The sequence below is a fragment of the Geodermatophilus sp. SYSU D00079 genome, from assembly GCF_054050635.1.
The window spans coordinates 67,501-86,131 of the sequence record NZ_JBJGZS010000014.1 but is presented as its reverse complement, the minus strand read 5'-3'; the positions used below and the strand labels follow the sequence as shown (position 1 = coordinate 86,131).

Genomic DNA, 18,631 nt, shown 5'->3' with positions numbered 1-18,631 from the left:
CGGGCGGTATATACTCATCCCGCTCTGGATATATGGACGGGAGGGGCGCGCGTGACGAAGCGTCTGATCGACCTGGACGACGACCTGCTGGCCCAGGCGCAGCGCGAGCTCAACACCAGCGGGGTGTCGGACACGGTCCGGGCTGCCCTGCGGCACGCGACGAGCGCAGCCGCCCGGGCCCGGCAGGTGGCCTGGCTGCGCGAGGGCGGCCTGGACGCGATGGCTGATCCCGAGGGGCGAGCTGACGTGTGGCGGTGATCGCCCGCTTCCTCATCGACACCAGCGCGGCGGCCCGGATGCGGCTGACCGTCGTCGCGAACCGGTTGGAGCCACTGATCACCGGGGGTCTGGTCGCCACGTGTGCCACCCTGGATGCCGAGGCGCTGCACAGCGCCCGGAGCCCGGCGGAGTACGAGCAGGTGCGAGCCGACCGCCGGGAGGCCTACGAGTACCTGCCGACCGACGACGAGCACTGGCAGCGCGCGTTCGACGTGCAGCGGGTCCTGGCCCGCACCGGCCGGCACCGGGCGGTGGGCATCGCGGACCTGCTCACCTCAGTCCTGGCGGCCGAGCACGGGATGACCGTCCTGCACTACGACGCGGACTTCGAGATCGCCGCCGAGGTGCTCGCGTTCGAGCACCGGTGGGTCCTGCCGCGGGGGAGCGTGTAGCGGCGCGCGGGTCGACAGCACGGCGCCCTCGGCGTGGGCACGGTCCGTACCGGCACGGTGCGCGCGTACCGGGCCCACGGACGCGCGGACGCCCCGGACCGCAGCTGCGGTCCGGGGCGTCCGAACGGGGGACTACCGCAGGTCGAAGCGGTCGAGCTCCATGACCTTGACCCACGCCTGGACGAAGTCCTGCACGAACTTCTCCTTCGCGTCGTCGGCCGAGTAGACCTCGACGATGCCGCGCAGGATCGAGTTCGAGTTGAACACCAGGTCGACCGCGGTGGCCGTGCGCACGACGGTGCCGTCGGCGTCCAGCCCCTCGTAGACGCCCTCGCCCTCGGTCGCGGTGCGCCAGGAGATGCCCAGGTCGAGCAGGTTGCGGAAGAAGTCCTGCGACAGCACGCCCGGGCGGTCGGTGAACACGCCGTGCTGCACGCCGCCGGTGTTGGCGCCGAGGACGCGCAGGCCACCGACGAGGAGGGTCATCTCCTTGGCGGTCAGCTCCAGCATGTACGCCTTGTCGATCAGGAGCGTCTCCGGCTGGAGCTTGCTGCCCGGCGCGATCCAGTTGCGGAAGCCGTCGGCCCGCGTCTCCAGCCAGCGGAAGTTGTCGACGTCGGTCTGCTCCTGGGAGGCGTCGGTGCGGCCCGGGTGGAACGGCACGGTCACCTGCACGCCGGCGTCGGCCGCGGCCTTCTCCACCGCCGCGCTGCCGCCGAGCACGATGAGGTCGGCGAGCGAGACCTTCTTGCCGGTCTGCTCCTCGAACTCGCCCTTGACCCGCTCGAGCACCGGCAGCACGTCCTGGACGCCCTGGTTGGCCGCCCAGTTGATCTGCGGCTCCAGGCGCAGCCGGGCGCCGTTGGCGCCGCCGCGCTTGTCCGTGCCGCGGTAGGACGCAGCGGCGGACCAGGCCGTGTGCACCAGTTGCGAGACCGTCAACCCGGAGGACAGCAGGCGCTGCTTCAGGTCGGCGATCTCCGCCTCGCCCACGAGCTCGTGGTCGACGGCGGGGAGGGGGTCCTGCCAGATCAGGTCCTCGTCCGGCACGTCGGGGCCGAGGTAGCGGACCTTGGGGCCCATGTCACGGTGCAGCAGCTTGAACCAGGCCCGCGCGTACTGGTCGGCGAAGTACTCCGGGTCGTTCCGGTAGCGCTCCGAGATCGCGCGGAGCTCGGGGTCCTTGATGAGCGCCATGTCGGCCGTCGACATCGTCGGCGGGTTCTTCTTGCCCTCGACGTGCGCGTCGGGGACGAGCTCCTGCGCCTCGGGGTTGACCGGCTGCCACTGCTTGGCGCCCGCGGGGCTCGTGGTGAGCTCCCAGTCCCAGCCGAAGAGGGTGTCCCAGTAGGAGTTGTCCCACGTCGTCGGCGTCGGGGTCCAGGCGCCCTCGAGACCGCTGGTGATCGTGTCCGCGCCCTTGCCGGTGCCGTACTGGCTGATCCAGCCCAGGCCGTTGCCGTGCACCGGGCAGCCCTCGGGCTCCGGTCCGACCAGTTCGGGGTTGCCGGCGCCGTGCATCTTGCCGAAGGTGTGGCCGCCGGCGACGAGCGCGACGGTCTCCTCGTCGGTCATGCCCATCCGGCGGAAGGTCACCTTGATGTCGTGGCCCGAGGCGAGCGGGTCACCGCTGCCCTTCGGCCCCTCCGGGTTGACGTAGATCAGGCCCATGGTGACGGCGGCGAGGGGGCCTTCCTCGAGGTCCAGCGGCTCGTCGGCGGCGTAGCGCTCGTCGCCGAGCCAGGTGTCCTCGGGGCCCCAGAAGACCTCGCCCGGCTGCCAGTTGTCCTCGCGGCCGAAGGCGAAGCCGAAGGTCTTCAGGCCCATGTCGTCGTGCGCGACGTTGCCGGCGAGCAGCAGGAGGTCGGCCCAGGACAGCGCCCGGCCGTACTTCTGCTTGATCGGCAGCAGCAGCCGGCGGGCCTTGTCCAGGTTGGCGTTGTCCGGCCAGCTGTTCAGCGGGGCGAAGCGCTGCCCGCCCTCGCCGCCGCCACCCCGGCCGTCGGCGATCCGGTAGGTGCCGGCGGCGTGCCACGACATCCGGATGAACAGCGGGCCGTAGTGACCCCAGTCGGCCGGCCACCAGTCCTGCGAGGTGCGCATGAGCTCGGCGAGGTCGCGCTTGACGGCCGCGACGTCGAGGGTGGCCACCGCGGCCTTGTAGTCGAAGTCCTCGCCCAGGGGGTCGGAGTCCTTCGAGGGCTTGTTCAGCACGGAGAGGTCGACCTGGTTGGGCCACCAGTCCCGGTTGCTCTGCGGCCGCCGGTTGGTGACCGGGGTCGGCGAGGAGATCGCCGGGTTCTCGCTCTCGCTGGTGCTCTCGGACTGCAGCTTGTCGACTTCGTCGGTCACGACGTGCCTCTCTGTGGGGTCGGGCCAGGGGAGGGGGCGGGGGACCGGCCGCCCGTGCAGGACGGGCAGCGCCCCCAGAAGACGACCTCGGCCTCGTCGATGGCGAAGCCTGCGTCGTCGGACGGGGTCAGGCAGGGTGCGGCGCCGATCGCGCAGTCGACGTCGACGATCGTGCCGCAGTCGCGGCAGACCAGGTGGTGGTGGTTGTCACCGACCCGCGCCTCGTAGCGCGCGACCGAACCCGGCGGCTGGATGCGGCGCACCAGGCCGGTGTCGGTCAGGACGCGCAGCACGTCGTACACCGCCTGGTGCGACACCGCGCCCAGGCGGGCACGGGCCGCGCTGATCAGCGTCTCGGTGTCCAGGTGCGGCTGCGCGTGGACGGCGTCCAGCACCGCCAGTCGCGGGCGCGTGACCCGCAGACCGGCCCCGCGCAGCACGCGTCCGAGGTCTGCTGCGTCCGGCACAGCCGCATCCTGGCGGCTTGGCTTGAACCGGTCAAGACTGACTTCCAGCCGTCCGGGTGCCCGCCGGTCAGTGGTCGGCGAGCACCTCCACGGGGTCCCCGAAGACGACCCGGCCCGGCTCCTCGACGGTGGCGTACACCCCGAAGACGACCGCGCCGTTGTCCGGGAGGTGGGCGACGGGGGTGGTCAGCTGCCTGGCCAGCTCGCCGCGGTAGCGCGCGATGGCCTTGAGCGTGCCGAAGTCCACCACGCCGGTGTCGGGGTCCTCGTTGGTGACCACGCAGCGTGGGACGGGGCCGACCACCTGGACCGTGGCGTCGCCCAGCCGGAGCCGGCGACCGGCCCAGGTGTCCTCCTCGTGCACCCCGCACCCGTCGACCTCGACCAGCATGCGGAACCGCCGGTGGTCCAGTCGCTCGCCACCGGGGGTCACGCTGCGCAGGTGCTCGATGGTGGCCGAGGAGACCAGGGTCACCGGGTGCACGTCGACCGCGTCGCCGGGGGTGTCGACGGCCACCAGGTGGACCGGCTCGCCGACGAACTCGGTGAGGGCGGCCGACCACGGACCGGTCAGCAGACGGCCGGCCACGGCGCGCCCGTAGAAGTCGGTGACGACCGGCTCGCCCAGGTCCCTCGTCGTCCCCTGGACCGGCTCCCGGCCGGGGATCTGCAGGGACAGGTGCTCCCGCTGACCGTCGTACTGCGCGGTGAGCCGGACCAGCGGTCCGTGGTGCTTGCCGTTGAACAGCCGGTGCCGGGCGTCGACGAGGTGGAACCGCCGGTTGTCCTCCACGCCGTTGCGGGTGAGCGTCAGGCCGGCGGGGTGGTGGAGGGCCGTGCCCTTGACGGGCGTCACCGAGAAGCGGGAAACGACAGGCATGGCTCTCCCATCGGTCGGGCGCGGTCCCGGCCGAGCGTAGGGAGTCCCCGCCGGCCCCGCGCACCGGCCCCGTCCCCCGGGGCGGGCCTCAGGCGGGCTCCGGGACGCCGCCCGGGTCCCCGCCGGGATCGTCCGGTGACGCCTCGATCGGCGGCGGCGGCAGCGGCTCCGGTGCGTCCGGGAGCAGCTCGCCCGGGTCATCGGGTACCGGCTGGTCCGGGTCGATCTCCCTGTCCGGTTCTGGCAGCGGCGAGACCATCCGCCGAGTCAACCAGTGCGTCGTCCCGGGCGCAGCGGTCCGGTCGGGGAACGGTCGTCGACCGGCACGCCCTCCAGCGCGGCGGTGACCGCCGCGTCCACGTGCAGGCTCGTGGTCGGGAAGACCGGTACGGGACTGTCCTCGGCACCGACGAGCAGCTCGATCTCGGTGCAGCCGAGGACCACCCCCTGCGCGCCGGCGTCCACGAGTCGCTCGATGACCTGCCGGTAGGTGTGGCGCGACTGCGTGCGCACGACGCCGAGGCACAGCTCGTCGTAGATGACCCGGTGGACCTCGGCCCGGTCCGCCGCCCCGGGCACCAGCACGCGCAGGCCGTGCCGGGCCAGCCGGTCCCGGTAGAAGTCCTGCTCCATCGTGAACGCGGTGCCGAGCAGCCCGACCGTGGACACCCCCGCGGCGAGCACCGCCGTGGCGGTCGTGTCGGCCAGGTGCAGCAGCGGGATGTCCACCGCTGCCTGCACCTGGTCGGCCACGCGGTGCATGGTGTTGGTGCAGAGCACCAGCAGCTGGGCGCCGGCCGTCTCCAGCCGGGCCGCTTCCTCGGCCAGGACCCGCCCGGCGTGGTCCCACTCGCCGGTGACCTGCAGGGGCTCGATCTCGGCGAAGTCCACGGAGGCGAGCAGCACTCGTGCGGAGTGCAGCCCGCCCAGCCGCTCACGGACCAGCACGTTCGCGAGCCGGTAGTACTCGGCGGTGGACTCCCAGCTCATCCCGCCGATCATGCCGATGACCCGCGGTCGGGCCCCTGGGGTCGGCCGCGGGTCCGGACCGGGCGCGGCGGGCGAGGGCGAGTGGGGCATGTCAGCGGTTCCCTCCACGGAGCGGCGGGCCGGCTCCGGCCCGGTGTCATCCTCGTCGGGGCGCGAGCAGGGGCCGGCCGCGGGCCCGGCCGGTCACCCGGCGTCCGACGCGCAGCGGGCGTGCACGGTGGCCACGCCCGGGCCGGTGAGGTCGCCGCAGTAGGTGCTGCGGCCTGCCATCGCCATCGTCAGCGCCAGCGTCGTCCCGCGGACGAGGAGTCCGTCGCCGGCCCGGAAGGGGCCGTCGGTCGCCTCCAGGCGGAGGCCGGCGATCGCGCTGCGGCTGGCCACGGTGAAGTCGCGCCGGGCGTAGAAGCCGGCGACCTCGGTGACGGCCTCGATCGAGGGCACCCGCTCCAGCCCCAGGGGACGGCGGATGTCCTGGGCGTGCACGACGACCTCACCCAGCCAGGCCGCGGTGTGCCCGGTGGGCGCGGTCGTGCTGGTGACGACCCGCCGGAACCGGTCGAGGGTCTCGCTCGGCGTCCGGCCACGGTGCTCGGCGAGGCGGCGTCGGTTGTGCAGGTCCGGGTCGAACCGCGCGGCGAGGATGCTGGCGAGCCAGCGCACCGTCCCCACGCTCGCTGCGGCGGTGAGGTGGGCGACGACGTCCTCCACCACCCAGTCGCCACACAGCGTCGGTCGCTGCCACTGCTCGTCGTCCAGGCCGGCCAGGTCGTCGGCGAGGCAGGCGCGCTCGTCGTGGACGAGGGACCACAGCGCGGAGCGGGAGGGGGAACGGGACACGGGCACCTCCGGTCGAGTGGGACGGACACCCGTGGCGACCGCGGGCGCGTGCCGGACTCATCGGCACGCGGAGGACGAGCACGCACGCAGCGCCGTCCGTGCACCGGGACCACGACCGGTGCGACGTGGACGAGGGCGGGCAGCACCGGACCGACGGCAGCCAGCAGCTCGAGCACCCCGAGGGTCTGGACGAAGCCGGCACCGGCACCCGCGGTCCACTCCCCGCCATGGGCGGCAGCCAGCGGCGCCGGTCGCCGTCCTCGCCGTGCTGCCGATCGCCGTCCGGGGGTCCGCCTTCGGCGTCCACCTGCCTGGGGACCCGGTCACCGGCGGCTGGGACGCGAGAACAGCGGCTCGACCCCGGCGATCTCCTCCTCGGTGGCGACCCGGAACGGGGGAGCGGCCGGGGCCTCGACGCCGCGGCGTGCCTGACCCCGGGTGGCCCGCAGGCTCAGCCAGACCGAGGTGCCGATGATCGTGGCGACGACGGCGAGGCTGACCGTGGTGGGCACGTAGAGGAGGTCGATCTTGAGCATCATCTTGACGCCCACCCAGACCAGCACCAGCGCGAGGCCGAGCTTGAGGTAGACGAACCGGTGGACGAGGTCCGCGAGCAGGAAGTACATCGCCCGCAGGCCCAGGACCGCGAAGGCGTTGGCGGTGAAGACGAGGAACGGCTCGTCGGTGACGGCGAAGATCGCGGGGATCGAGTCGACGGCGAAGACGATGTCGGTGACCTCGACGAGCACCAGGACCGCCAGCAGGGGAGTGGCCAGCAGCCGGCCGCCGCGGCGGACGAGGAACCGCTGCCCGTGGTAGGCGTCGGTCATCGGCACCCAGCGGCGGAACAGCCGCAGCGCCCGTGACCGCCCCGGGTCCAGGTGCTCGTCGCGCTGCCGGATCATCCGGTAGCCGGTCCACAGCAGGAAGGCCGCGAACAGGTAGAGCACCCAGCCGAAGCTGGCGATGAGCACCGAGCCGCCGGCGATGAACAGCCCGCGGAAGACCAGCGCACCGAGCACGCCGAGGAAGAGCACCCGGTGCTGCAGCTCCCGGGGGACGGCGAAGTAGCTGAAGAGGACCGCCCAGACGAAGACGTTGTCCACGGCGAGGGACTTCTCGATCAGGTAGCCGGCGAAGTACTGCTGTCCGGACTCCGAGCCGAACGCCGTCCACACCCACGCGCCGAATCCGACGCCGATCGCGACCCACACCGCCGACCACGCCGTCGCCTCGCGCACCCCGATGACGTGTGCCCGGCGGTGGGCGAACAGGTCGACGGCGAGCATGCCGACGATGAGGCCGAGGACGGCGAGCCACAGCCACCACGAGACGTCCACGAGACGAACCCCCTCCGGTCGGAACCCCAACCGGAGGTCTCTCCCGGCCCGAGTGCCGGGCCCACCTCGCCGGGTGCCCGCGTCGGGCCCGTACTGACGACGAGGCGTTCGGGGATACTCCCCTCCGCACGACGAGTGAAGCACACTTCACCTGTGGCGGCGAGCGAGCAACCTCCCCGACGGACCGATCCCGCCGGAGCCGGCGGCCGCCCGCCCTGGACCTTCCTCACCAACCACGGGCACGTGCTGATCACCGTCGCGGGCGATCCCGACGCCCGGGTGGAGGAGATCGCCGCCCGGGTGGGCATCAGCTCCCGTGCCGCGCTGACCATCCTCCGGGACCTGGAGGTGGCGGGATACCTCACCCGCACCCGCCGGGGCCGGCGCACGCACTACGAGGTGCGGCCGCACCAGCACTTCCGGCACCCCGCGACCGCCGCCCACGAGGTCGACGAGCTCCTGGCGATCTTCCGGCCGGACCGCACCGGGCCGTAGGCCGGCGTCCCGCCGCTGCCTGGCGACGCGCGGGTATCGTCCGGCCCCGGGCGCCGACCTCGGCCCCGGCTCCTGACGGCCGGGGAGCGCCGGGTCAGGAGCGCGGGGCCACCCGGAAGACGGGCCAGCCGATCTCGGTGCGCCACGCGGTCGGGTCCGCCGTGTCGCGCGGACCGACCAGGTAGCTCTCCCGCACCGGCCCGGCCACCGCGAGCGCGTTGGCCACCACCCAGGAGCCCAGCAGGCCGTAGGTGACGTCGATGTCGTCGTGCTCGCCGACGTGGGTGGTGACGGCCAGCTCGGCGGCGGGCAGGGTCACCGGGTGCACCCGGCCGCGGTGCGGGGGTTCGGCGGTCGGCCGGTACACGAGCAGGTGCCCGCGGCCGGTCTCGAACAGCGCGTTGTCGTACAGCCCTCCCGGGACGCCGGTCGGCTCGTCGACCACGGCGTCCAGCTCGGCCATGGCACCGGCGTACCAGGTGAGGACGTGGTCGTGCGCCACGTCGTCCTCGACCGCGGCCACCGTGGTGGCCGGCACCGCGCGCAGCTCGACCTCCAGCGGGGCCGGCTCGGGCCGCAGCAGCCGGCGCAGCGACGCCACCGCGGCCCGGGTCCGGTCCAGCTCGGACTCGAGCCGCTGCAGGTGGTCGGCGACGAGCGCTGCGCGGGCGCCGGGGTCGGAGGAGCGCAGGATGCGCTGGACGTCGGACAGCGGCACGTCGAGCTCGCGCAGGCGGTGGATGACCTGGGCGGTCGGGATCTGCTCCGCGCTGTAGTACCGGTATCCGCTCGCGTCGTCCACGGTGGCGGGCTCGAGCAGGCCCGCGTCGTGGTAGCGGCGCAGCGTGCGCACGCTCAGGTGGGTCAGCCGGGAGAACTCGCCGATCGCCAGCACGCCGAGCACTGTGCACCCTCTCCCCGGGGGAGGGTCCAGCGCTTGACCCTCCCACGGCGCGAGGACGCACCGTCGGGGCATGACCACACCGACCAGCACCCAGCCCGGCCACCTCCCCGCCACGATCCGCGGCTACCTCGCCGCCCACGCGGCCCGGGACGTCGACGCCGCCCTCTCCGCCTTCAGCGCCACGGCCGTGGTCGTCGACCAGGGCCAGACCTTCCGCGGGACCGAGGAGGTCCGCGGCTTCCTGCGAGGCGCCGGCACGGAGTTCACGTACACGATCGAGCTGCTGGGTGCCCAGCGCCTCGCCGACGAACGCTGGGTGGCCACCAACCGCCTGGAGGGCGACTTCCCCGGTGGCGTCGCCGAGCTGGATTACCGCTTCACGATGGACGGCGACCTGATCGCCGAGCTGGTCATCGCCCCTCGATGACCCGGCAGCCGGGACCGGCCCGAGCAGGCGGGGCCGGTCCCGCACCCTCCCCGCCCCGCGGCAGCCGCGCTGCGGGGCCGGGGAGTCCCACACCCCCACGACCAGAGAGGGACCACCGTGTCCGCTCCCACCTCCCCGGGCCCCCCGGACGCGACGAGGCCCACGGTGGTGCTCGTCCACGGGGCCTTCGCCGACTCGTCCAGCTGGAACGGGGTGGTCGCGCAGCTCGCGGGCGACGGCTACGCGGTCGTCGCGGCGGCCAACCCGCTCCGGGGGCTGCGCAGCGACGCCGAGTACGTGCGCAGCGTCCTGGACGACGTCGACGGCCCGATCGTGGTCGCCGGCCACTCCTACGGCGGGAGCGTGATGGGCGAGGCCGCCGCCGGGAACCCGCAGGTGCAGGCGCTGGTGTACGTCGCCAGCTTCCTGCTCGCGGAGGGGGAGAGCACCGGCGAGCTGGCCAGGAGGTTCCCGGGCAACGAGCTGGGGCCGGCGTTGCGCCCGGTGCCCGTCGGGGGTCCCACGGGGCAGCCGGTGACCGACCTGTACGTCCAGCAGGCCAGGTTCCGGGAGGTCTTCGCCGCGGACGTGCCGGAGGAGGTCGCCACGCTGATGGCCGTCACGCAGCGGCCGATCCTCGCCGACGCACTGGAGGAGGAGGCCACGCGGGCCGCCTGGCGGACCATCCCGTCGTGGGTCCTGGTCACCGTCGAGGACCTCGCCGTCCCGGCGGCGGCGCAGCGGTTCATGGCCGAGCGGGCGGGGGCGCACACCGTCGAGGTGGACGCCTCCCACGCCGTGACGGTCTCCCGGCCCGGCGACGTCGCCCGGCTGGTCGAGGAGGCGGCCCGCGCGACGACCCCCGGATGACACGATGCGGCCATGGCCCCACCCGCGACGCCGGCCGGCACGGCCTTCGTCCTCGGTGGCGGGGGAGTGCTCGGCGCGGCCGAGGTCGGGATGCTGCAGGCGCTGTTCGAGCACGGCGTCCGGCCCGACCTGGTCGTGGGCACGTCGGTGGGGGCGATCAACGGCGCGCTCGTCGCCGCCGACCCCGCCCCGGGCGCCGTGGACCGGTTGCGCGGCGTGTGGGAGGAACTCGCCTCCCGGCGGGTCTTCGCCGGGTCCGTGCTGGGCCGGGCCCGCACGCTGGTGCGGACCCGCACGCACCTGCACCCGCGGGAGCCGCTGCGGGACCTGCTCACCGAGCACCTCCCGGTGCGCACCTTCGCCGAGCTGCGGGTGCCGTTCCAGTGCGTCGCGGCCAGCATCGAGCGGGCCGCGGAACACTGGTTCACCGAGGGGCCGCTCGTCGAGGCGGTGCTCGCCTCGTGCGCGGTCCCCGGGCTGCTGCCGCCGGTGGAGCTCGACGGCGAGCACTACCTCGACGGCGGGCTGGTGCACAGCATCCCGGTCGGCCGGGCGGTCGCGCTCGGCGCCGGCACGGTCTTCGTGCTGCACGTCGGGCGGATCGACCGGCCGCTGCGCCCACCGTCCGGGCCGTGGGAGGTCGCGCAGGTCGCCTTCGAGATCGCCCGGCGGCACCGCCTCGCCGCCGACCTGGCCGCCCTGCCCCCCGGCGTCACCGTGCACGTGCTGCCCTCGGGGGACCCGGCTCCCCCCGGGGCGGCCAACCTGCGCTACCGCGACTTCTCCGGGGTCCAGGCCAGGATGGACCAGGCGTACCGCGCGGCCCGGGTCCACCTCGACCGGCTCGGCGCGTCCCGGGACGGAGGGGGCTGAGGTGCTGCCGCCCCGCCGCGTCCGCCGGGTCACCGGTCCGCTCCTCGTCGCCGCGCTGGTGGCCGCGGTCGCCCTACTGCCCGCGCTGGTGGTCGTGGCGGTGGTCGTCTCGGTCTTCCTCCCCGGCCGGCTACGCGCGCTGCGGCTGCTGGCCTTCGCGCTGGTCTACCTCGCGTTGGAGGTGGCCGGGCTCGCGGCCGCGGCGGTCCTGTGGGTGCTCAGCGGCTTCGGCCGCCGGTTGCACACCCCGCGCGCCCGGACGGCGCACTACACCGTGCTGCGCCTGCTGCTCGACACGCTGATGCGGGCGGCACAGCGGCTGTTCGCGCTGCGGCTGGTCACCGACGGCACGTCGTGGTCGCCGCTGGACGACGGGGTGCCCGGCTCCACCAACGCCATGGTCGTGCTCTCCCGGCACGCGGGCCCCGGCGACTCGTTCCTGCTCGTGCACACCCTGATGGACCGCGACCACCTGCGCCGGCCGCGGGTCGTCCTCAAGGACCTCCTGCAGCTGGACCCGCTCATCGACGTCTACCTCAACCGGCTGCCCAACCACTTCGTCTCCGCCGGTGCGGCGGCGGGGCACGGCGAGGAGGCGATCGCGGACCTCGCCCGCGGCCTGGGCGAGGAGGACGCGCTGCTGATCTTCCCCGAGGGGGCCAACTTCACCCGACACCGCCGGACCCGGGCCATCCAGCGCCTGCGCGACCGGGGCCTGCTGTCCGCGGTGCGCCGGGCCGAGGCGATGCAGCACCTGCTGCCGCCGCGTCCGGGCGGGGTCGTCGCGGCACTGCGGTCGGCGCCGCACGCCGACGTCGTCCTCGTCGCGCACACCGGCCTGGAGCACCTGAGCACGGTGCGGGACCTGTGGCGCCACCTGCCCATGGACAAGACCCTGCACCTGCGCTGGTGGTTCATCCCGGCCGCCGAGGTGCCGCGGGACGAGGTGCAGCTGGTCGACTGGCTGTACCACTGGTGGGAGACGATCGACGCCTGGATCAGCACCACGTCGGGTGCGGCCCCGCCGGCGGAGGACGTGCGCCCGGGCGGTGCGCCGGGGGAGCCGGGGGCGGGCAGCGCGCTCACCGGCGGGCCGGCGTAGCGGCCGCAGCTCCCCGGGCAGAGGACGCCGCGGTCAGCCGGGGTCGGTGGGGCCGGGACTGCCGGTCGAGCGCGTGCTGTCCGCCACCGCGGAGACCGCGGCCGTGGCCGTCGGTGGGCCCGGTCAGGCTCCGGGGGCCGCGGTGGCCCGCCGGTACCCGGCCTGCACGATGTCGTAGCAGTCGCAGGCCACCTCGTGCAGGGCCTCGGGGTCGAGGACGGTGATCCGCCCGCGGGTGTAGCGGATGACGCCGGCCTGCTGCAGCACGCCCGCGGTGAGGGACACGGTGCCTCGCCGGACGCCGAGCATCTGGGCGAGGAACTCCTGGGTGAGGACGAACTCGTCGGAGCCGACGCGGTCACGGGTCTGCAGCAGCCAGCGGGCGCAGCGCTCCTCGGTGGTGTGCAGCCGGTTGCAGGCCACGTTCTGCGACAGCTGGACCATCGTGGCCTGGGTGTAGCGGTGCAGCAGGTCGTGCAGCGCGCCGTCCGTGGCCAGGAACCGGCGCAGCTCGCCGAGAGGCAGGCACGCCGCGGTGCCGGCGATCTGGCAGTAGGTGTCGAGGGGGCTCTCGGGCGAGCCGAGGAAGGCCGGCAACCCGGCCATGCCCTCGAAACCGACCGTGGCGACCTCCACCGCCGCCTCCCCCTCGACGGTGGCGAGCAGCGACAGGACCGCGTCGATGGGGAACCAGACGTGCTCGATGGGTTCGTCACGCTCGTAGAGCTGGTCGCGGACGTCGAGCTGCACCGGCTCGAGGGCGGGCTGCAGGCGGTCGAACTCGTCCTCGGGCAGGGAGCCGAGCAGCAGGTTGCGGCGCGGGTCCGGCGGCGGACGGGTGGGCGTGGACACGTTCCACCTCTCGGGGACGGATCACCCTCGGTTCCGAGGCCGGGGAGGGCTACCCCCGGCCGCCGGGCCTCATGCCGGCACGGGGGGACGCGCACCCAGGCGCGCCCAGGGTGGCACGGGCACGGCGAACAGCTCCGCGGCGCCGGGGGCCATGACGTAGGCCACCAGCGCCGGCGCCACCAGGGACAGCGGCAGGGCGTGCTCGACGCAACCGGTGGCCAGGGCGGCGCTCGGCATGCCGGGCGCCTCGGCGTCGTCCGGGTCCTGGACCAGCACCCGCCCGCCGGCCCGCCGCACCGCGCGCACCCCGGCGGACCCGTCGGACAGGCGACCGGTCAGCACGACGGCCAGCACGCCCCGGCCGAAGGCGGCGGCGGCGCTGGTGAACAGCCCGTCCGCGGTGCTGGTGGTGGGGGAGGGCCGCAGCGACAGGTGGCCGTCCGGCTGCAGCTCCCCGGTCATGCCGGCCGGCAGCACGGTCACCCCGGGCTGCAGGACGCCGGGCGTGGCGGTCTGTACCGGCAGCTGCCCGCGGGCCCGCAGCAGAGCGGTGAGGATCTCCGGCGTGCCGGATCCGCGGTGCTGGACCACCAGGACCGGCACCGGGAAGTCCGACGGCAGCCCGGACACGACGGTGCGCAGGGCCCGCACACCGCCGGCGCTGGCGGCCAGCACGACGACGGAGAAACCGGGGCGCCGGTCGGGGAGGTGTGCGGTCGCCACCTCGTCGACGGTACCCCTGTGTCGGGTACCTGACACAGGGCCGCAGCGAGTCCTCCTCCAGCCGTCCGGCCGCCCGACCCCGAGGCCGCCCGGGTCCTCGGGGTCGGGCGCCCCGGCGACGGGTCAGGTGCGCGGCAGTTCGCCGGTGTGGACGACCTCCTCGGCCAGCACCGCCAGCTTGACGTTGCGGTGGCTGCTGCACTGCCGCAGCAGGTCGAAGGCCTGGTCCTCGGTCAGCCGGTGACGGGCCATGAGGATGCCGATGGCCTGGCTGATGCGCCGGTTGCTGGTCAGCGCCACCTCGAGGTCCGCCACCCGGCGCTCGGCCGCCGAGAGCCTGCGGCGCAGCTCGGCCGCGTCGGTGACCGTGGCCCGCTGCGCCCGGACGGTGCACCGGAGGGTCACGGTGCGGGCGCGCATCTCCGCGGCCTGCCGGCGGAGCGTCTGTGCCGAAGCGCGCCGTGCCTGCGCCCACTCCCGCACGGTCGTGGCGCCGTCCGGCGGGGCGTCCGCGTGCTCCACGTCCTCGACGGTCATGGTGACCTCGTCCGTCCTGCTCGCGGTCGACCCGGCAGCGCGTGGTCGGACCACCGGACGACCTGATCGTGCAGGCACGGGCACGCCCCTGCCACCGTCCGGGCTCCGTCCGTCAGCGCGCGTCCAACGGCGTCGGCAGGAGCCACAGTGCGCTCGTCAACGCGCCGTACAGCAGCGCGGGGCCGGTGTGCGGCAGCGGCTTGCCGGCGGCCGCCCGAGCCTCTCCGCGGCGGAAGGCCCACCGCTCGGCGGCGACCACCCCGCGGACCGTGAGGGCCAGCGCGGCGGCTCCCGCTCCGATGGCGAGGACCTTGCCCCCGGTGGACGGCGGACCGGGTGTGACCGGGGGGACGGCCTCCCCGTCCAGCTGCTGCGGCTCCCTCGCGGTCGCCCAGGCGGCTCTCACGTCGGGCACCGCCACGGCGAGGGAGAGGGCCACCAGCCCCGCCTTCGCCCAGCCGCGAGCCGTGCGGGAGGAGATGAAGTCCGGCGTGGCGTAGTAGAGCGTGGTCGCCGCTCCGGAGATCAGCACGGACGCTGCGCGCGGGGACGTCGGCTCGGGGGTCATGCCGCCATTCTGTCGGGCGCGGCGGGGAGCAGTCCGCGATCGGCGCACCCCGTCACCAGTGGCGGGGGAGACCCGGTCCACGGCCGGGTGCTGCAGAGGGTGGGCTCCCGTCGTCGCCCGGGCGCGGCGGCTGTGGCGGCAGGTGCTTCCGGCGGAGGCTCCCGTGGGGCATGGTTCCCCACCATGGGGGCCGCGATGCGCACACCGAGTCACGTCCTCCGGGACCTGGACGTGTGGGAGTGCCGGGCACTCCTGGGGACGGCGACGTTGGGCCGGCTGGCCTTCACGCAGAACGCGCTGCCCATGATCCTGCCGGGGCACTTCCGGATCCGGGGGGCCGAGGTGGTCGTCGCCATCCTCGCTCCCTCGAGCATCGCCAGCGCCAGGAACGAGCACGTCGTGGTCTTCGAGGTGGACACCTATGACGAGGCGACCCGGGAAGGCTGGTCGGTGAGTGTGATCGGTCCGTCGCGGCTGGTCGTGGACGCGGAGGAGATCGCCGAGCTCGACGGTCTGGACTTCTCGCCGTCGAGCTCGGCGCAGGGCTGGCACTACGTCGCCGTCGACATGGGCGTGCTCCGCGGCACCAGGTTGGCCCGGACCGCGCCGGAGGTCGTCAGCCGCAGCACCGACGTCACCCGGTGAGGATGGGGCCGACCGCCGGGCCGGGCTGGCCGCGCGCGTGGTGGGACCGCGCGTCAGGTCCGGGTCAGGCGTCCCGGACCAGCGCCCTGATCCGGTCGGCCATCTCCGGCGTCACGTCGACACCGTGCGCCTCCTTGGCGTGCGGGCCGGCCTGGGCCATGACCTCCTCCACCGACTCCCCGTGGACGACTGCGTCGCAGTCGAACCCGGCATCCCGACACTCCAGTCGCTTCACGGGTGGCCTCCTCGTTCGACAGGGACGGGTACGGGCGGTGTCGGACAAGCGTGGCCGACACCCGGTGGCTGTCGCCAGCGTTCCGGATGCGCGATCCCGCCGTTCCCTGGCGCACGAGCCGCGGGCTCCGCGGTGGCTGTCCGCGAGCCTGCGGCGGCCCTCATCGCGCTCACATCCACCGTCACGTGCACCGCGGCAGCGTCGAGAGGCCGCCGACCGCCTCGCGGCGCTGCTCGAGCAGGGCCGCGTCGGCGAGACGCGCTGTCGTGGTCCTCGATCGATGTGAAGGGCGGTCGCCGGGATGATCTCGTCGGACCGGCTGCTCCACTGGCGCGGTCGATCGGTGGCGTGGCGGACGGCTGGTTCGGGACCACCGGTCGTGTTCTGCCACGGCACGCCCTGGTCCTCCGCGTTGTGGAGGCCCTTCGCCGACGCGCTGAGCCGGGACTTCACGGTCTACCTCTGGGACATGCCCGGCTACGGGCAGTCCTCGATGGAGCCGGGACACGCCGTGGACCTGGGTGTCCAGGGCGAGTTGCTCGTCGATCTGCTGACCACGTGGGGCCTCGACGCGCCACACGTGGTGGCACACGACCTCGGTGGCGCGGTTGCGCTGCGCGCCCACCTCGTGCACGGCAGCCGTCTCGCATCGCTGTTCTTGGTCGACGTCGTCGCCCTGCGCCCGTGGGGGTCTCCGTTCTTCAAGCTGGTCAAGGACCACGCCGACGTCTTCGCTCGACTACCGCAGGCCGTCCATGCGGGAGCGCTGCGGGCCTATGTCGGCGGCGCGAGCCACCGCGGTCTGACCGAGGCGCAACTCGACGAGCTGACGGCCCCGTGGTCGACCGAGCAGGGGCGCCCGGCCTTCTACCGCCAGATCGCGCAGGCTGACGAACGCTTCACCGACGAGTTCGCGGGTCGGCTGCGGGACATCCGGGTCCCGGTCCGCATCGTCTGGGGAGAGGACGACACCTGGATCCCCGTCGCCCGTGCCAGGTCGCTGCGCGATGCGATCCCGGGCTCCACGTTGCGCCTGGTCAGCGGGGCCGGTCACCTCGTGCACCTCGACGCCCCGGTTGCCTTGGCGGACGAACTGCGCGCCTGGCTCGACCGGCAAGCTCCCCGAACAGGCGGGCACCGTTAGGACGTGCCGCCAGGCGGATCGTGTGGGGCGGGGGACATCCCGCGCGGGCGCTGCGCTCTCGGCGAACCGACGCCCCGAGGGAGGTCGCGCAGTGCAGGGTGACGGCATGGAGGTGCTCGACGTCCTGCCGCGCCTGCGCATGCTGCGCTTCCCCGTGGGAGCGGCCTGTCTCTGGCGCGACGACGACGCGTTGACGCTGATCGACACCGGGACCGCCGACCGGGCCGCCGAGATCGAGGCGGCGCTGGACGGACCGCTGCAGCGGATCGTGCTGACCCATTGGCACGAGGACCATGCGGGCTCGGCGGCGGAGCTGGCCGCCGGCCACGGCGCCGAGGTGGTGGCGCACCGGCGGGAGGCCCCGGTGATCCGGGGCGAGGTCGCCGGGACACCGCCGGTCCTGGAGGCGTTCGAGGTGCCGATCCGGGCGGCGGTGCCCCCGCTGCCGCCCGCCCCTCCGTGCCAGGTGGACCGCGACGTGGACGACGGTGACGTGCTGGAGTTCGGCGGTGGCGCGGTGGTGGTCGCGGTGCCGGGCCACACGGACGGGTCGATCGCCCTGTACCTGCCGCAGCCGCGGCTCCTGGTCACCGGTGACGCCGTCGCCAACGTCGGCCGCACCATGCTCGGGGTCTTCAACACCGACCGCGCGCAGGCGGTGCGGTCGCTGCACCGGCTGGCCCAGATGGACGCCGACGCCGCGGTCTTCGGACACGGCGAGCCGATCGTCCACGGTGCCACGGCCGCACTCCGGCAGGCGGCAGAGAGGGTCTGAGCAGGGCCGGACGACGCGGGGCCTCCATGCGTCGTGTCCGCTCGTCGTGTCCGCTCGTCCCCACACGGTCGTGTCGACCCAGCCCGGCAGCCGCCTGACGAGGCCCCGCACCGTGTCCGCCGGTTGCTGCGACGGAGTGCCGTCCTCGGCGGGGAGCCGGCTGGACAGGGCCCTTCGAGGAGGGCGAGCAGGTCGCGCGCGCGATCGGGGGGATCGGGAACGCCGCAGTCGGCGGGCTGCTGGGTGAGGCGGGCGTGGATCGGGGCCGTGTCGGCGACCAGATCCCCGCCGGTCGCGTTCGACACCGGTGGACGGGGCGACGTCACGCACGCGCGCCGAGCGGCGGGTGCTCGAGCACGCATGGCTTGTACTCGACCAGCTGGATGCGGCCGTCGAAGGTCCGGTGGTCGATCATCTCGAGGGCGACGTCCGGGTAGCCGTCGTAGATGCGTTCTTCGCCCGTGGCCCCGGTGATCACCGGGAACACCACGACCCGGAAGCGGTCGACGAGCCCGGCCCTCAGCAGGGACCGGCACAGGCTGAGGCTGCCGATCGTGCTGAGGAGCCCCGAACCGTTCTCCTTCATGGCGCGGACGGCTTCCACGGCGTCGTCGCGGACGAGCGTGGAGTTGGCCCACGTCAGTGGCTCCTCGAGCGAGGAGGAGAACACCACCTTGGACGCCCGCGTGAGCTGGTCGACGGACGCCTCCTCCTCCGCCCTCAACCCGTCCTGGCCATTCGGGACCTCGCCCGCGGCGAAGCCCGACATCAGGCGGTAGGTGTTCGCGCCCATCAGGTAGGTGACCTCGGGCTGCTCGCCGAGCCACGCGAGGTACTCCGGGCCCTCGAGGCCCCAGAACCCGGGCCAGCCCTCTCCCGATGCGTAGCCGTCGAGGGAGGTGATGAAGTCGACGAGAAGCTCAGACATGGTGGTGTCCTCTCCT

23 protein-coding genes are annotated in these 18,631 nt (G+C 74.1%); 10 read left to right on the top strand and 13 right to left on the bottom strand.

Going from position 1 to position 18,631, the window contains the following annotated elements; genetic code table 11:
• Positions 1–51 precede the first annotated feature (51 nt).
• A complete protein-coding gene (locus ACI79E_RS13375; RefSeq protein WP_456933036.1) occupies positions 52–258 on the top strand; it encodes a DUF2191 domain-containing protein in 207 nt (68 codons plus the stop codon).
• Positions 255–671 (top strand): PIN domain-containing protein, encoded by a 417-nt coding sequence (locus ACI79E_RS13370; RefSeq protein ID WP_456933035.1) that lies wholly within the window; start codon positions 255–257, stop codon positions 669–671. Before ACI79E_RS13375 ends, ACI79E_RS13370 begins: the two co-directional genes overlap by 4 nt.
• 132 nt (positions 672–803) lie before the next feature.
• Here ACI79E_RS13370 and katG read toward each other — a convergent pair whose 3' ends face one another.
• From katG to ACI79E_RS13340, 6 genes are all read right to left on the bottom strand, one after another.
• The gene (gene katG / locus ACI79E_RS13365; RefSeq protein ID WP_456933034.1) at positions 804–3,023 is read right to left on the bottom strand and encodes a catalase/peroxidase HPI; all 2,220 of its coding nucleotides are present in this window, start codon (positions 3,021–3,023) and stop codon (positions 804–806) included.
• Positions 3,020–3,490: a Fur family transcriptional regulator gene (locus tag ACI79E_RS13360; RefSeq protein WP_456933033.1), complete on the bottom strand. Its 471-nt coding sequence runs from the start codon at positions 3,488–3,490 to the stop codon at positions 3,020–3,022. Before ACI79E_RS13360 ends, katG begins: the two co-directional genes overlap by 4 nt.
• A 67-nt stretch (positions 3,491–3,557) precedes the next feature.
• Entirely contained in the window at positions 3,558–4,370 is an 813-nt protein-coding gene (locus tag ACI79E_RS13355) for an MOSC domain-containing protein (RefSeq protein WP_456933032.1), read from the bottom strand.
• A gap of 267 nt (positions 4,371–4,637) precedes the next feature.
• The gene (locus tag ACI79E_RS13350; protein ID WP_456933031.1) at positions 4,638–5,372 is read right to left on the bottom strand and encodes an aspartate/glutamate racemase family protein; all 735 of its coding nucleotides are present in this window, start codon (positions 5,370–5,372) and stop codon (positions 4,638–4,640) included.
• A 171-nt stretch (positions 5,373–5,543) separates the two neighbouring features.
• Complete coding sequence (locus ACI79E_RS13345; protein ID WP_456933030.1) at positions 5,544–6,197, bottom strand: maleylpyruvate isomerase family mycothiol-dependent enzyme; 654 nt, start codon at positions 6,195–6,197, stop codon at positions 5,544–5,546.
• Positions 6,198–6,520: 323 nt separating this feature from the next.
• Positions 6,521–7,537 (bottom strand): TerC family protein, encoded by a 1,017-nt coding sequence (locus tag ACI79E_RS13340; RefSeq protein WP_456933029.1) that lies wholly within the window; start codon positions 7,535–7,537, stop codon positions 6,521–6,523.
• Between the two features lie 153 nt (positions 7,538–7,690).
• Here ACI79E_RS13340 and ACI79E_RS13335 point away from each other — a divergent pair, with 153 nt between their 5' ends.
• Positions 7,691–8,032, top strand: a complete 342-nt coding sequence (locus ACI79E_RS13335; protein ID WP_456933028.1) for a winged helix-turn-helix domain-containing protein — start codon at positions 7,691–7,693, stop codon at positions 8,030–8,032.
• A gap of 94 nt (positions 8,033–8,126) precedes the next feature.
• Here the strand turns inward: ACI79E_RS13335 and ACI79E_RS13330 are convergent, their stop codons facing one another.
• A complete protein-coding gene (locus ACI79E_RS13330) occupies positions 8,127–8,927 on the bottom strand; it encodes a MerR family transcriptional regulator (RefSeq protein ID WP_456933027.1) in 801 nt (266 codons plus the stop codon).
• 79 nt (positions 8,928–9,006) lie between these two features.
• Between ACI79E_RS13330 and ACI79E_RS13325 the strand changes: the two genes are divergently transcribed.
• The 4 genes from ACI79E_RS13325 (at position 9,007) to ACI79E_RS13310 (ending at position 12,208) form a co-directional block, all read left to right on the top strand.
• A complete protein-coding gene (locus tag ACI79E_RS13325) occupies positions 9,007–9,363 on the top strand; it encodes a nuclear transport factor 2 family protein (RefSeq protein ID WP_456933026.1) in 357 nt (118 codons plus the stop codon).
• A gap of 165 nt (positions 9,364–9,528) precedes the next feature.
• Entirely contained in the window at positions 9,529–10,233 is a 705-nt protein-coding gene (locus ACI79E_RS13320; protein ID WP_456933025.1) for an alpha/beta fold hydrolase, read from the top strand.
• A gap of 12 nt (positions 10,234–10,245) precedes the next feature.
• Positions 10,246–11,106 carry a patatin-like phospholipase family protein gene (locus ACI79E_RS13315; protein ID WP_456933024.1) on the top strand — a complete coding sequence of 287 codons (861 nt, stop codon included), beginning with the start codon at positions 10,246–10,248 and terminating at the stop codon, positions 11,104–11,106.
• 1 nt (position 11,107) lies between these two features.
• Positions 11,108–12,208, top strand: coding sequence for a 1-acyl-sn-glycerol-3-phosphate acyltransferase (locus ACI79E_RS13310; RefSeq protein ID WP_456933023.1), 1,101 nt, complete (start codon positions 11,108–11,110; stop codon positions 12,206–12,208).
• A 123-nt stretch (positions 12,209–12,331) separates the two neighbouring features.
• On the opposite strand, the gene ACI79E_RS13305 is transcribed toward ACI79E_RS13310, so the two are convergent.
• From ACI79E_RS13305 to ACI79E_RS13290, 4 genes are all read right to left on the bottom strand, one after another.
• Entirely contained in the window at positions 12,332–13,060 is a 729-nt protein-coding gene (locus ACI79E_RS13305; protein ID WP_456933022.1) for a Crp/Fnr family transcriptional regulator, read from the bottom strand.
• Between the two features lie 69 nt (positions 13,061–13,129).
• Entirely contained in the window at positions 13,130–13,783 is a 654-nt protein-coding gene (locus ACI79E_RS13300; protein WP_456933021.1) for a chemotaxis protein CheB, read from the bottom strand.
• Between the two features lie 123 nt (positions 13,784–13,906).
• A complete protein-coding gene (locus ACI79E_RS13295; protein ID WP_456933020.1) occupies positions 13,907–14,320 on the bottom strand; it encodes an ANTAR domain-containing response regulator in 414 nt (137 codons plus the stop codon).
• A 112-nt stretch (positions 14,321–14,432) separates the two neighbouring features.
• Positions 14,433–14,888 (bottom strand): hypothetical protein, encoded by a 456-nt coding sequence (locus tag ACI79E_RS13290; RefSeq protein WP_456933019.1) that lies wholly within the window; start codon positions 14,886–14,888, stop codon positions 14,433–14,435.
• Positions 14,889–15,083: 195 nt separating this feature from the next.
• Here ACI79E_RS13290 and ACI79E_RS13285 point away from each other — a divergent pair, with 195 nt between their 5' ends.
• Positions 15,084–15,533 (top strand): pyridoxamine 5'-phosphate oxidase family protein, encoded by a 450-nt coding sequence (locus ACI79E_RS13285; RefSeq protein ID WP_456933018.1) that lies wholly within the window; start codon positions 15,084–15,086, stop codon positions 15,531–15,533.
• Between the two features lie 64 nt (positions 15,534–15,597).
• Here ACI79E_RS13285 and ACI79E_RS13280 read toward each other — a convergent pair whose 3' ends face one another.
• Entirely contained in the window at positions 15,598–15,768 is a 171-nt protein-coding gene (locus tag ACI79E_RS13280; RefSeq protein WP_456933017.1) for a DUF1059 domain-containing protein, read from the bottom strand.
• Positions 15,769–16,069: 301 nt separating this feature from the next.
• Here ACI79E_RS13280 and ACI79E_RS13275 point away from each other — a divergent pair, with 301 nt between their 5' ends.
• Both ACI79E_RS13275 and ACI79E_RS13270 read left to right on the top strand, forming a co-directional pair.
• Positions 16,070–16,912, top strand: a complete 843-nt coding sequence (locus ACI79E_RS13275; protein WP_456933016.1) for an alpha/beta fold hydrolase — start codon at positions 16,070–16,072, stop codon at positions 16,910–16,912.
• A 106-nt stretch (positions 16,913–17,018) separates the two neighbouring features.
• Positions 17,019–17,687 carry an MBL fold metallo-hydrolase gene (locus ACI79E_RS13270; protein WP_456933015.1) on the top strand — a complete coding sequence of 223 codons (669 nt, stop codon included), beginning with the start codon at positions 17,019–17,021 and terminating at the stop codon, positions 17,685–17,687.
• A gap of 322 nt (positions 17,688–18,009) precedes the next feature.
• On the opposite strand, the gene ACI79E_RS13265 is transcribed toward ACI79E_RS13270, so the two are convergent.
• On the bottom strand, positions 18,010–18,615 hold the full coding sequence (locus tag ACI79E_RS13265; RefSeq protein WP_456933014.1) for a dihydrofolate reductase family protein: 606 nt from the start codon (positions 18,613–18,615) through the stop codon (positions 18,010–18,012).
• Positions 18,616–18,631 lie beyond the last annotated feature (16 nt).